The 14,398-nt window shown below is 47.1% G+C and carries 10 protein-coding genes; 9 read left to right on the forward strand and 1 reads right to left on the reverse strand.

The window, feature by feature from the left end; all coding sequences use genetic code 11:
- Window positions 1-81 precede the first annotated feature (81 nt).
- The 5 genes from NYE54_RS16095 to NYE54_RS16115 all read left to right on the forward strand — a co-directional run bounded on the left by NYE54_RS16095 (window position 82) and on the right by NYE54_RS16115 (window position 4,815).
- The gene (locus tag NYE54_RS16095) at window positions 82-843 is read left to right on the forward strand and encodes a gluconate 2-dehydrogenase subunit 3 family protein (RefSeq protein ID WP_076323384.1); all 762 of its coding nucleotides are present in this window, start codon (window positions 82-84) and stop codon (window positions 841-843) included.
- A gap of 29 nt (window positions 844-872) precedes the next feature.
- Entirely contained in the window at window positions 873-2,585 is a 1,713-nt protein-coding gene (locus NYE54_RS16100) for a GMC family oxidoreductase (RefSeq protein WP_076323385.1), read from the forward strand.
- Between the two features lie 32 nt (window positions 2,586-2,617).
- On the forward strand, window positions 2,618-3,001 hold the full coding sequence (locus NYE54_RS16105; RefSeq protein WP_339273174.1) for a cytochrome c: 384 nt from the start codon (window positions 2,618-2,620) through the stop codon (window positions 2,999-3,001).
- Between the two features lie 131 nt (window positions 3,002-3,132).
- Window positions 3,133-3,843, forward strand: coding sequence for an alpha/beta hydrolase (locus NYE54_RS16110; protein ID WP_339273175.1), 711 nt, complete (start codon window positions 3,133-3,135; stop codon window positions 3,841-3,843).
- Between the two features lie 195 nt (window positions 3,844-4,038).
- A complete protein-coding gene (locus tag NYE54_RS16115; protein ID WP_215160863.1) occupies window positions 4,039-4,815 on the forward strand; it encodes a hypothetical protein in 777 nt (258 codons plus the stop codon).
- An 85-nt stretch (window positions 4,816-4,900) separates the two neighbouring features.
- On the opposite strand, the gene NYE54_RS16120 is transcribed toward NYE54_RS16115, so the two are convergent.
- Complete coding sequence (locus tag NYE54_RS16120) at window positions 4,901-5,746, reverse strand: helix-turn-helix domain-containing protein (protein ID WP_339273510.1); 846 nt, start codon at window positions 5,744-5,746, stop codon at window positions 4,901-4,903.
- Between the two features lie 226 nt (window positions 5,747-5,972).
- Between NYE54_RS16120 and NYE54_RS16125 the strand changes: the two genes are divergently transcribed.
- The 4 genes from NYE54_RS16125 (at window position 5,973) to NYE54_RS16140 (ending at window position 14,383) form a co-directional block, all read left to right on the forward strand.
- Window positions 5,973-10,427 carry a glycosyl hydrolase family 8 gene (locus tag NYE54_RS16125; RefSeq protein WP_339273176.1) on the forward strand — a complete coding sequence of 1,485 codons (4,455 nt, stop codon included), beginning with the start codon at window positions 5,973-5,975 and terminating at the stop codon, window positions 10,425-10,427.
- A 282-nt stretch (window positions 10,428-10,709) separates the two neighbouring features.
- Window positions 10,710-12,065 (forward strand): amino acid permease, encoded by a 1,356-nt coding sequence (locus tag NYE54_RS16130; protein ID WP_339273177.1) that lies wholly within the window; start codon window positions 10,710-10,712, stop codon window positions 12,063-12,065.
- A 279-nt stretch (window positions 12,066-12,344) separates the two neighbouring features.
- On the forward strand, window positions 12,345-13,019 hold the full coding sequence (locus NYE54_RS16135; protein ID WP_339273179.1) for a response regulator transcription factor: 675 nt from the start codon (window positions 12,345-12,347) through the stop codon (window positions 13,017-13,019).
- On the forward strand, window positions 13,016-14,383 hold the full coding sequence (locus NYE54_RS16140) for a HAMP domain-containing sensor histidine kinase (RefSeq protein WP_339273181.1): 1,368 nt from the start codon (window positions 13,016-13,018) through the stop codon (window positions 14,381-14,383). Before NYE54_RS16135 ends, NYE54_RS16140 begins: the two co-directional genes overlap by 4 nt.
- Window positions 14,384-14,398 lie beyond the last annotated feature (15 nt).

The following is a 14,398-nucleotide window of genomic DNA, read 5'->3' on the forward strand; positions in this document are numbered from 1 at the left end:
ATGGAGAATAATGTATGAATGAAATTTTGATGGGGACAATACCCATTATTCCAAATGATAAAGAGTAGGGGTGCTGAGAGTTTGAGCGAACAAGACGAACAACAAACCAAACCATCGAAGTCTGGCAGCTCACAGACGATGTCACGGCGAAAGTTTCTGAGAAACTCCGGGTATGCCGTGGGAGGTGTCGTGCTGGGCGGGGTACTCGGTTATCTGCTGCCGAAGCGGGCAACTCAGCCTGCAGTGCCAGCTCCTGAGACGAATGAAAACAACTACAATCAAGCATTAATGTTCTTCAACCAGGAACAATACCGGATCACGGAAGCAGCCGTAGAGCGTATATTTCCTGCGGATGACAATGGTCCTGGCGCCAAAGAACTTGGCGCTGCATTCTTCATCGACCACCAGTTGGCCGGTGATTGGGGTTTTAATGCAAGAGACTACATGCAGCCGCCTTTTTATGTTGGAGAGAAAACGCAAGGTTATCAGGGACGATTAAGAAGACGAGAGATTTTCTACATTGGGCTGCGCGAAATTCAGAACTACAGCCAAAAAAATTATCAGAAAGATTTCCCGAGCCTGTCGCCAGAGGAACAGGATGCCGTGTTAACAGCCTTTCAGAACGATGAGGTCAAATTGACAACGATCTCAGCCAGCGGGTTCTTCAACCTGCTCCGCAGCAGCACATTAGAAGGTGTTTACAGTGATCCGCTATATGGTGGCAATAAAAATATGCAGGGCTGGGCGATGCGGCAATATCCGGGTAACCAAATGGCTTACACGAATATTATCGAGAAGAATTTTACCGTCATCCCGCCTAAGAGTTTAAAAGATCACCTATAACGGCTCACGATAGCGAGAGGAGTATAGATATGGCTAAAAAATTACCTAAAACGGATGTTGTCATCATTGGCGTCGGCTGGGCTGGCGGCATTATCGCTTCGGAACTGACCAAGAACGGTTTATCCGTTGTCGGATTGGAGCGAGGTAAAGAAAGAGTGACGGAAGACTATTACATGGCTCACGATGAACTCCGTTATGCGCTTCGGTACGATTTAATGCAGGACCTCTCCAAAGAAACGATTACATTTCGAAGCACTGAAAAAATACGTGCGCTTCCAATGAGGCAATATGGCTCGTTCTTGTTAGGCGAGGGATTGGGAGGAGCCGGGGTGCACTGGAACGGGCAAACATTCCGTTTCTTGCCTTACGATTTTAAAATTCGGAGCATGACGGAAGAACGATATGGGAAAGATAAAATACCGCCGGAAATGATGATCCAGGACTGGGGTATAACCTATGATCAGCTTGAGCCGTTCTTTGATAAGTTTGAGAAGACGACCGGCATCTCCGGCGAGGAAAATCCCTTGGCAGGGAAACGTTCGAATCCTTACCCGACACCGCCTATGCTTCACACGCCATCCATGAAGATGTTCACAGAAGCGGCGAAAAAACTGAAGCTCAATCCCTATACGGTGCCTTCAGCCAATCTGTCGGAAAGCTATACGAATCCGGATGGCATTGCCCGTGCAGGTTGTCAGTATTGTGGGTATTGCGAGCGGTTTGGGTGTGAATACGGGGCGAAAGCGGATCCGGTCGTTACCGTGATTCCTGTTGCCAAAAAAACCGGAAAGTTCGAAATCCGGACCCATTCCTATGTAAGACGAATCCTGCATACGGGAGGTAAGGCAACAGGTGTCATGTACACGGACCTAACGACGGGAGAGGAAATCGAACAGCCAGCGGATATCGTCGTTTCAACGGGGTATGTATTTAATAATACTCGTTTGATGCTTCTCTCTAAGATCGGTAAACCGTACGACTCGTCCAGCGGAACAGGTGTGATTGGCAAAAACTATGCTTATCAGGTCATCAAGGGGACCGCCGCCGGATTTTTTGAGGATCAATTCAATCTGTTTGCTGGAGCGGGAAGCTTAGGAATGGGCTTGGACGATTATAACGGCGACAATTTTGATCACTCGGATCTGAAGTTCATACATGGGGGGAACATCGCCCATACGGTAACAGGACAAAGACCCATTCAGAACAATCCTGTTCCGGAGGATACACCGCGTTGGGGAAAAGAGTTTAAGGCGAATTCCTTGAAGTATGCAAACAGCGTGCTGTCCGTGGGCTCCCAAGGATCTTCTATGCCTTATCGGCATCACTACCTAGACTTGGATCCCACTTACAAGGATGCATACGGAGATCCGTTGATTCGAATCACGTTCGATTTCGAAGAGCAGGACCGTCAGTTGGCTAGGTATCTTTCTGATCGCTGCGCGGAGATCCTGCAGGAGATGGGGGCCCAGAATATTATGAAGTTGAAGGAACTGGGACCTTACGAAATAACGACATACCAATCGACTCATAATACCGGTGGGGTTATTATGGGTGAGAATCCTGGCAATTCAGCCATCAACAACTACATGCAAATGTGGGATATGGAAAATTTGTTTGTCGTGGGTGCATCCGCTTTCCCGCATAATAGCGGCTATAATCCGACAGGTACGGTCGGGGCTCTTGCGTATCGCGCAGCGGACGGAATCCTCGAATACAGCAAAAAGGGCGGGTTGCTCGTATAACTTGCATTTTACAAAAGGAGGTAGTTTCAAACATGTTCAAAAAAGGGTTGCTGTTTGTCATGCTTTTGTCAGCTTTTGCTTTTGCAGTGGTGGCATGCGGTGGAAATGATGCAGCAGAGCCTGCTCCAGCTCCAGCAGATAACGGGGGACAAGCTCCACAGGAAGGAGCAACCGGCGGGGATGCCAACAACGATGCAGCGATGACGCTGTACAATGCCAACTGCATGGCTTGCCATGCTACCGACTTAGGCGGGGGCGGAAACTTTCCCAGCCTCCAAAACGTAGGCTCCAAGCACGATGCCAGCGAAATTGCAGGTATCATTTCGAATGGGCGCAATGGAATGCCGGCATTCCAAGGCAAGCTGACGGAAGACGAAATTAATGTGCTGTCCCAATGGCTGGCTGCCAAAAAATAAGACGAACAAGATATGAAAATATGAGGACCCTCATGCTACAATGCAGATATGAATCGCGTTGTGGTCATGGGGGTTTTCTCACATGGTTACAGCGTAAGAATGGAACACTTTTGGAGGTGGACTGTGAAGTCATGACAGAGACGTTCGTATCCTCCTATAGCACATGTTCGATAAAGTGCCGGACGGTGGTTTGTTTTTTTGCCGGTGTCCTGACCTATCGTAATAATTTTGAAGATGCTGCAAGCGAGGTTGCCCGAAGATATCCGAATGCCAAAATCTTGATGATCTTTCCGTATGGGATGGCAAACGGCATAGCGGGGTCCTCGTTAATCCATCTGCTAGCCCGGCAGCTTACTCAAGTTGGCTATGACTTGGTTCGCGAGCAGTCTCGCCGGGTAGTGAACGCAGGGCAGATCATCCGCGAGCATGCAGCAGATACGGATCAACTGATCCTGATCGGGCACAGCGCTGGAGGCGTGGTCGCCTATAAGGCAGGGCTTTATTTGGAGGAGAAGTACGACTTTCGGGGTATCCATGTATTTGCTGTGGGGTGTCCAAAGTTTTATTTGAAGGACATTCCTTACAATGAACGGTTTACATATATTACGGGCCAGAATCCGGACAGGATCACTAGAATTGGCAGTTGGCGCAAGCCGGGTTCCAGGGTGTACCGGGGAAGTCCGGGGCGCGAGATTCAACTTGATTTTAATCCGGACCATCAGGGATGGCGGTTTCATGCTTCTTATTTTCTGAAATCGGTATGGATGGATTCAAACGAAGCGTTCCATACCAATTCAGTAGATCTGGTTTCCAAAATCCACGAGTTGTACCCGGGAAACTAAATATTACATAATAAATATTATGTAAACTATTAGGATTCTTGTGAAATAGAAAACTGGTAGATAACAGTATTGGCAACGTCATATAAGGTTATACTTGACTCTTTGGTTTATAATCTCTCAAACGGTTGATATTGGAATAGTTCGATGATACTATAGAACTATATTTCATAAGCCTTAAGGGGGAAAAATGTAACAGTGGAGAAAAAAAAGTCGAAGTTTAAAAAGATTTTGCTAATAATTGTGGGGGTTCTTGTCGTTCTTTTTGTCATTGGCAGATTATCCGACAATTCCTCATCCGATCCAGGTAACGGCACAACAGCGAAGAGTGCAAGTGCTAGCAAGACTGATGATCATGAAGCCAAATTTGCCGAAGCACAGGATTTATTCAAAAATGGAAACTATGTTCAAGCCAATGTAGTAGTCGACGAAGCTATTAAAGCTGAGAAAAAGGATGAATATACGAAACTGAAAACCGACATAGAGTCTAAGATCAAGAATCGGAAAACGGAACTGGAGTCCAAATTTGAAATTAAAGAAGATAAAGTCGAAAATATTACCTTTATCTCACCATCCGCGGGTGTTACCAAAGGCTTGAGTTTCTATCCTTACATCGGCGTAAAGGATTCCAAAAAATACATGATCTTACGAGTTGGGTATCAGGAGGACGCAAAAAAAGCCTTATTTGTGTTTACCAAAGTGAAGGTCCGTGCAGGAGACAAATTGCAGGAGCTTGATTTCAACCCGATGGATAAAGTGAATGATGTGGATCTTTTTGGTTCCGGAATGACAGAAATAGTGGATATAAATGTAGATAAAAAAATGGAAGACCTACTTGGTAACGTGATTCCAGCAAATGATGAAATCATTGTACGATTTGAGGATATATCCAATAAATCGACAGACTACACTTTAACCAAGAATCAGAAGCAAACGATAGCGGATATTATCGAATATTACAATTACTTGGATTAGTTTGCACTACTAACTGTTGTCTGTGTACTCATAACATACGTTCCAAAGAGCCGAATTCCCTTAAAGGAATTCGGCTCTTTGTTGTTTACGGCCGTATATCCGCCTGATGATTTTTACGGAATTTCAGGGGAGAGAGACCGATTATGCTTTTAAACGTGCGGCCGAAATGGGTGGAATTTTCGAAGCCGACGCTTTCGGCGATTTCGGAAACTTGTAAATGGGATTCTTTCAACAAATGACACGCTTGCTTGATCCGTACGTGATTCACATACTCGATCAGAGTAAACCCTGTTGATTCCTTGAAGGTTCGACTAAGATGGGAGGGACTTACATGGAATCGGCTGGTGAGTTCCTCTAATGTCAGACGCTGTTCGTAGTGGTGATTGATAAAGTGGGCAATATGGGAAATACGCTGATGAACCTGGTTGGTTGAGGCATTTATGTATTGACGGCCGCTGTTTAGAATACGGTGGATGAACACCAAAAGCTCGGACAACAGGATTTTGAGATAGAAATTCGACTCTGGAAATCCGTTGACCGATTCGGCGGCCATCTTCGCAAAAATCCCTTCGACATACCCCTGCTCCTGACCCTTTAACCGGATGGAGCCGGAACCTGTTTGGAAAGGGGAGAGAGGATGAAAAGACGAATCCTCGGTCAACAACCCACCTAAGAAATCTTCTTGGAAGAGCAGGGTCACCCTTTCAAATGGCGCACCGTTAGGATTGATCAGACGATGTCCGTCATTCTTACGAATGAGCAGCATGGAACCGCCCACAAGCTGAAACGGCTGACTTCCAATACAATAATGCAGCTCGCCAGAGACAATATACAGAATTTCATAAGCGTCGTGATAGTGGAATGAAGGAATACTCGATCGGGATTTGCTCTCTCGACTGATATAAAAGGGATCGGAGCAAAAAAAGTTGATGTCAAATCACCTCTCACGAAAATCCAGCTATGTCATGATGTCCTCATTGTACCCGAAGCCGATTGAATTGTTAATCAAAATAACAGCAATATATGTTGAAAAGGGCCATTTTTAAATAAGATTCCGCGAGAATCCTGAGAAAACATCGGATATATTCAAGAAGGCGGGATTCATATCGAATCCTCAAGCCAAACCGTTCATGTTGAACGGGAAAGGGGTGCAAAGCATGCGAATCAAGAAGAAAAGAGGAAGGAATCCGCAAAAAATGTTCTTATTGTTTTTAGCATTATTGTTGATCCCCTGGACATTGCCGGCAAATTCATATGCCGACTCCGTGACGGGTAAGCCCGAGCTAGCCTCCGATGGGCCGGGGAAAGCGGCCGAGGCCTTAATCGCCGAATGGGTCTTCAAGAACAAGGGAGAAGGAGGCATCCATCCTGCAACCGGAGGGCTCAACAAGTCTTCCTCCATCCTACAACAGATCGGAGGATATTTTGAATACTACGACAGTAAAGCCCAAGATATTAGCTACCAGGGCTGGGATAACGGCCAGGGCAAGAAATATTGGTTGGCCATGGTTTCTACTTCAGCCTACAAGAATATCAAACTATCCTCGGAGCAAAGCTCTTCGGGTTCCGCTCCTAACGATTTCAAAGTACAGGTAAGTACCGACCGAACGGTATGGACAGACGTTCCGGGAGGCACGGTTCAGATGAATATCGTTTCAAGTTACAATTGTCCTAATCAATCCTGCATACTTAATAACGTCTCCCTGCCGAATGCAGACGATAAGCAAATGCTGTATATTCGCTGGGTGGTTAACTCTAATAAGCCAACCAACCCTAAAGATAATCCGAAAGGCATTGGATCGGGAGGTTCCAGTAAAATTCGGAACATTCGCGTAACCGGAGAACCGATTTCTGGAACAACGCCTGAACAGCCTACCATCGACATTTCCTATGTGCCGGGACAAGGTGCGGAAAATGTTGCCGTAACAACGCCGATTGAGGTTAAGTTTAATAAACCGATCACGGTAACGGCCAAACAGGATATCACGGTTCGGGATGGCCAGAATCAGCCTGTTCCAAGCCTTGCCGTCGATGTCATAAACCAAACGACCTTGCGCATTGGGCATGGCGGATTAGGTCAAGGGAAAAGCTACAGGGTTACCATTCCCCAAACTGCGGTCCAAGGAAAAGACGGCTCTCCCCTGATTCAAAATATCGAGTGGAGTTTTACGACTGTAGGTTCAGTCTCTCAGCCGAAACTCATTAACATGACCTTGAACGGCGATCCTAAAACAAGCATGGCTTTCGCTTGGTACACGGATACCTCGGCCGGAACGAAAGTCCAGGTAGCCGAATCAACGGGAACCGGTAACGTGTTTCCGAAAGAGGGTGTTCTTGAATTCACCGGAACTTCCGAGGAAATTTCGACTTACATGGCCAAAGGTGACAGAACGACGGGTAAGAAGAAAAAGTTTTTCAGCCATAAAGCAAGCGCGAATGGATTAAAGCCGGGAACCGATTATGTATTCAGGGTAGGCGACGGTTCGATTTGGAGCTCCGTGGGATCGTTTAAAACCGATACAGCAACACCGCAGCCATATCGCTTTATCGTGGGAGCCGATTCTCAGGCCTCGAGCAAATCAGGCTTTGAACCATGGGCAGATACCTTCAAGAAAGCTTATGAACATATTGGTAACCCCAAATTTCTGATCAATGCCGGCGATCTGGTTGATAATGGCGACCTGGAAGAGCAGTGGCAGTGGATGCTCGGGCTCGCGCAGGAGCATCTGATGAAAGTGCCATTTGTACCCGTACTGGGCGGACACGAAGTATCGGATTGGGACGGGGATGCCACAACGCCGAATAATAACTTTTACAACCATTTCAATCTGCCACGGAAAGTGGTGGATGCGACACATGATGGCTCGGTCTATTCTTTTGAATACGGCGACGCGCTTTACATGGTGTACAACTCGCAGTTTGACGGCAAGCTGAACGAAGACGGCTCCGTCGACTGGGATGATGATCAGCACGAACAGTTTTGGAATCAGATTGATTGGATGCGGAATACGGTGGCGAAGACCGACAAGAAGTGGAAATTCGTGACGCTTCACAAAGCGCCTTATGCAGCTGGCGATAATTCCGCGCAATGGGAAGGGGATCGCGTTAAATTTTACAGGAAAAATCTGATTCCGGTTTTTGACGAACTTGGCATCGATATGGTGTTTGAAGCTCACGATCATATGTATATGCGTTCCTTCCAAATGTACGGGGACAAGGTCATCGATCCGAAAAAACTGGAAAAAGACGAAGCAGGCAACGTCGTCAATCCTCAAGGAACGGTGTATCTGATGTCCAATGCGTTTGGAAACAAATTTTATTACAAGAACGAACCGTATGACGACTTCTTTGCAGCAATTAACAACCAGCCGAAGAAAAAAATGTTTACGGATGTGTCGGTTGCAGATCAAATTCTGAAATTCGATGCCTATACGGCCGCTGTTGAAGATGAAGGAAAGAGCGGATACGGGAAAAATGGGCTGAAGGTGTACGATCATTACGGTATCAAACGAACAGACACCAAACCGGATCCGGTGGAGGGAGCACAGGTTAAACTCCAAGGTACCAAAGCTACGTTGACCTGGAAGGCGCCGTCCTCAAGTAAAGAGCAGGTAAGAGGATTCCGTATTTACGAAAAGGATGACAAGATCAGCAAGCATTGGAGCCTCTATGTACCAGTGAAGTCGGGAACGTCGCAGTACAGCGTTGTTATCGACAAATTGAATCCGGATATCCAATATAATCTGGTGATCAAGTCTGTTGGCAGAAGAGACAATTCCAGCCCAGTCACGGTAAGCACTTCGAATCAGACCGAGGGGAATGAGCCCCCATCCGCTTTGGATGGTTTGGCGGGCAAAGGCGTGTCTCCTTTCCAAATTGACCTGACCTGGAGAGCCCCATCCGGCAAGGCGCCGGATCGTTATCATGTTTACCGCAACGATAGTCACGTTGGAACAACCAAGGAAATAACATATACCGATACCGGGCTGACGCCTGACACGGAATATCGGTACAAGGTGACGGCCGTTACTGCGGGAGGAGTCGAATCGCTGCCGTCTGAAGAAATCCGCTTGAAAACGATGTCTTCTTCACAAGGCACCGGGCCTTACAAGCCGTTTCCGCAGCATACGGCCTACACCTCCGGCTCGATCAAGCCAAATCATATGCAACAAGCGCAACTGGATGCAACCGTTGCCCGGCTGTATGATGAGTGGAAGCAGAAATACTTGAAAAAGAAGCCATATCTTCAATCTACGGAGCCGGATCAGTACTACGTCTGGTATGCCGACGGGGACTGGTTCCAAGAAGAGTTTGACAAGGAGCTTAATGTCAAGTATCAAGCGATGACCGTTTCGGAAGCGCACGGATACGGGATGCTGATCACCGCACATATGGCGGGCCATGATCCTAAAGCTAAGGCTTATTTTGACGGACTATATCGATATTTCAGAGCACATCCAAGTAAGATCAACCCGGACCTTATGGCTTGGAAGCAGGGCGATACAGGTCAGGCCGTCGTGGATGTCAGCGGCGTGGATTCGGCCACGGACGGTGATATGGATATCGCATATGCGTTGCTCCTTGCGGATCGCCAGTGGGGAAGCGATGGTGAGATCAATTACTTGGCCGAAGCCAAAAAAGTAATTGACGCGATCATGAAGAGTGATGTTAATCATGCTGAGTGGACATTGAAGCTTGCAGATTGGGTAAGCGACGACGATGCTAAATATGGCAGTGCTACACGTCCTTCCGATTTTATGCTTCAGCATTTGAAAGACTTCAAAAACGCGAGCGGAGACGCCAATTGGGACCGCATCATCGACAAAACCTATTCCATCAGTGAGGGATTATACAAAAAGTACAGTCCGAATGCGGGGCTGCTGCCCGATTTTGTGGTCAAGAAAAACGGCAGCTATGCTCCGGCAGATTCAACATTCCTGGAGTCTGAAACGGACGGGGACTATAGTTATAACTCTTCACGTATTCCTTGGCGGATCGGTACGGACGCTCTCATGACAGGGGAAACTCGTGCCAAGGAGCAGCTAAATAAAATGACGTCATGGATTCGCCAAGTGACCGGGAATGATCCAAGCAAAATATATGGTGGTTACAAGCTGGATGGATCAAAAGCACTCGTGGATTATACGGATACTTCATTTTCTGCGCCGATGATGGTCAGCGCCATGATAAATCCGGCGAATCAGGAGTGGCTCAACCGATTATGGGACCACAATGCCTCCATCTCCACGAATGATGATGTGTACTTTGGGAATACGCTGCGTCTCCTAAGCATGATTGTCGTTTCGGGTAACTGGTGGTCACCGACCATCGCGGATACCGAAGCGCCGATGCAGCCAACCATCGAAGAAGCGGTAGCCGTATCCGATTCAACGGTGGAATTGAAATGGACTCCTTCATTCGATAATGCGGGCATTGCAGAGTATAAGGTTTATCGGAATAATACCGTCATTGGAACGTCGAATACGACGGATTATAAGGATAGCGGCTTGACGCCGAATACAATGTATCAATATTTTATCGTTGCGTACGATACTTCCGGTAACATGTCCAAAATCAGCAATGTCAGAATCGTCTCAACTGGGAAGCAATAAATGTAATGCGATGATGATCAAACTATGAAGTACTGTCCGTCACTGAAGTAGTGATGGTATGAGCTAGCGATAATCATAACGAATGAATAAAGAGCTCGGGACCTCCCCGGGCTCTTTATGATCCGCTCCAGGAACAACCTATTTACCGTTTATTAAAGAATATGAGGCATTAGAGCTCTCGTACTTCCTCATTCACTTTGCGAATTTCTTAAGTTGTTTCCTTAGCAGAAAAGGTTATACTTATCAATAGGTTAATTTGAAAGTCATCAGGGGGATATGTGAATGGCAAAACAGGATGAAGTTTCATTACAGAAGAAATTGAGGCCAAGGCATATCAGCTTTATGGCGATGGGCGGTGTAATCGGCACCGGGATATTTAAAGGAAGTGCCGAGACGATCAGTCTCGCCGGTCCGGGCGTTATTTTCTCTTATATCTTTGCGGGACTGCTTCTTCTGGTCGTTATGGGAGCGATGACGGAAATGGCTACGGTGTATCCGGGCCGCAATATGAAGGATTTTGTTCGCGAAGCCTTTGGTAAGCGGGTTTCTTTTGTCATGGGCTGGATGTATTGTTTCATGTGGCTGTCGGTATGCGTGATTGAAGTGATTGCGGCAGGCAGCTTTCTGCAATACTGGTTTCCGGAGGTTCCGCTGTGGCTGCTAAGCCTTGCAAGTGCGGCACTCATTATTTTAATCAATATGATGAGTGTTGGAAGTTTTGGCGAAGTGGAATTCTGGCTTGCCGGGATAAAAATCGCCATGATTATTAGTTTTATTGTGCTGGGAAGTTTTCTGATGTTTGGCATTATTCCGAGTTCGGACACCCCGTACCTTCAGAATTTCACCGCACATGGCGGGTTTTTGCCAAATGGATGGTTTGCCATATTCTCGGCTCTGCTTGTCGTCACCTTTTCGTATGGAGGCTCCGAGCTGATAGGTCTCACATTAACCGAGACCGAGAATGCGGAGAAAATCCTGCCTAAAGTTGTACGCAACTTTATTTTAAGGGTGATTTTGTTCTTTACGCTGCCGCTCCTGATTATTTGCGGATTGATTCCATGGAACCAGCTGGGGGGAGAGTCAAGTCCTTTCGTGCAAGTGTTGTCCGCTACGGGATTGCAGGGAGCAGCCCACATCATGAATTTCATACTGGTAACGGCCGTACTGTCTGCAGCTAACTCCGGCATTTATGGTGCGACGCGCATGATCTATTCCATGGCTGCCGCCGGGGAGGCTCCAAGGAGCCTGGCTAAGACCACGAGCAAAGGCATTCCGCTCAATACGTTGAAACTCTGCGCAATCATACTATTAGCGGGTTCCTTGCTTGGATTGATCGCTCAGGACCAACTGTTTCGGGTTCTGATGGCGGTTCCGGGCTTCGTTGTGGTGCTGGTATGGATTTGTATTTGTTTCTCCCAGCTGAAGCTTCGCAAAGCTTATCCGGTGCAGCCCAGCTTTAAGGTATGGGGCTTCCCCTATGTAACTGTGTTTACTGCGCTTTGTCTATCGGTGATCACGATCCTCTTCCTCATCGATGGACAGAATCGGGTCAGCATCAGCGTATGTCTGTCCGTTCTGCTGTTATTGGTTGTCTGGTCCATTATGAAATTCAAAAAAGAGGCAGAAACGCATAACTGAGTGGAATATACGAAAGAGAAGGCGGCAGGGGAATCAATCCTCTGTCGCCTTTTCCATGCGTGTGAACAAGTTTGCGTGATGCGGCGATGCTCCTTAACCCATGGCAGATTGTTAATTAACTGAAACGAAATGGAAGCAGCCGCTGATTTGTGCAGGGAAGAAAGCATTCGAGGTGCATTCCATGATAATTCCGGGTATGATGATTAGGTAGTATGGGAGTGATTCATTATACTTATAGTAAAATGGTTACTTCAATATGAGATGGGAAAGAGGGAACGGATGCCTACTATACTGGTTGCTGACGATGATGCGAATATTCGCGAACTCGTCTGTTTATTTCTAAGGAACGACGGATTCACAACGGCCGAGGCCGCGGACGGCAAGGAAGCAATGAACGTCTATGCCTCAACGCATGTTGATCTTGTCGTGCTCGATATTATGATGCCGAATATGGATGGCTGGACGTTGTGCAAAGAGCTCCGAAGAGTTAATCCTGATCTTCCGATACTTATGCTGACAGCGAGAGGCGAAACATGGGAGAAGGTAAAAGGATTCGAACTTGGAACAGACGATTACCTGACCAAACCTTTCGATCCATTGGAGTTAACGGTGCGTGTGAGAGCATTACTTAAACGATACCGGATCGGCTCTACACAGACGATTCAGTTAGGAAGCGTTACACTTGATCGGCAAACCTATAAGGTGATGAGAGGAACAGAGGCGCTCACGCTGCCGCTCAAGGAGTTCGAATTGCTGTATAAGCTTGCTGGTACACCCGGACAAGTCTATACGCGCGAGCAATTGATCGATCAAATTTGGGGGATTGATTATGCTGGAGATGATCGAACCGTAGATGTACATATCAAACGCTTGCGCGAACGGTTTGCGGCTACATCTGATTTTCGGATCGAAACGGTTCGTGGGCTTGGCTACCGGCTTGAGGTTTACGAATGATTAGATCTTTATATATCCGTGTGGTCCTGACATTTCTAGTCTCCGTCATTGCGGGCACGATCATTTCTTTTTTTATGTCCACTTGGATATTCGAAGATAAATTGAACCAAAACGCTCAAATCAACTTGCGCAACTTTGGACAAGACATCGTGCAGATTTACAAGACCCTGCCGTTAAGTGAAGCGGACTCGTTCGTAAGTGGAATGAAGCAGCTCGATTCTTATCATATTCGGATTTACGAAGCAACGGGAGTGTTCCAGTCTTACGGTAAACTTAACGGACACAAACCTGCTACGGTGACGATGGAGCAGTTAAAGAAAGTCATCGATGGAGGCGTTGTTCAAGACACACCGAATGGTATTGCTACGGTTCTCTTAGGGTTGCCGGTGAAAACAGAAATGGGAACGAAAGCGATGTTTTTGGAGACGCTCGCTCCACCTTCTACCTCTTTTGTCGCCAAGTGGGGATTGATCTTTGCAACCTGTTCGTTGATTGCAGGAAGCTTATTGATTCTTATTGCCTCTGTATTCCTGGTCAGACCAATCAAAAAGCTGACAAAAGCAACCAAACGTATTGCAGCTGGAGATTTCAACGTCAAGCTGAATATTAAGCAAACGAGTGAGCTAGGTACGTTGGCTCGCAGTTTCGAAGACATGATGCACGATCTCCAGCAACTTGAGCAGATGCGCAGGGAATTCGTAACGAACGTGTCGCACGAGGTACAGTCCCCGCTCACCTCGATATCCGGTTACGCTCAAGCGCTCAAGCAAGTGGACCTGTCCGATCAAGAACGAAGCCGGTATCTCGATATTATCATTGCTGAAGCGAAGCGGATGTCCACCATGAGTGATAGCCTGCTCAAGCTGAGTATGCTGGAATCGCAGTCACAGCAGCTGCGGCTCGTCACAGTCAGTCTTGATGAACAGATTAGGCGAGTCATCGTCGCGCTCCAACCGCAATGGTCAGCCCGCAACATTCATTTTGAGCTTGATTTACAGACCGTTAAAGTAACGGCTGATCGTGACCAATTGAATCAGGTATGGACGAATATCCTTAGCAATGGCATCAAATTTTCCAAGGATGGCGGCGTGATTCACGTCAGCATCCAGCAGGATATCAAAAACGTGACCGTCCGAATATCCGACACGGGCATCGGTATTCCCCTGGAAGATCAGAAGCGCATATTTGAGCGTTTTTTCAAGGCCGATCGTTCACACAGCCGCAAGTATGACGGTAGCGGTATGGGACTTGCCATCGTGAAGCAGATCGTATCGCTGCATCAAGGCGATGTCCGAGTAGAAAGTGAACTAGGTCAAGGAACGACCTTTATTGTCACTTTGCCAATCACTCCACCAACGGAATAATTAGGCTTACAGGAT

The organism is Paenibacillus sp. FSL K6-1330, assembly GCF_037976825.1.
Classification (GTDB): domain Bacteria; phylum Bacillota; class Bacilli; order Paenibacillales; family Paenibacillaceae; genus Paenibacillus_AQ.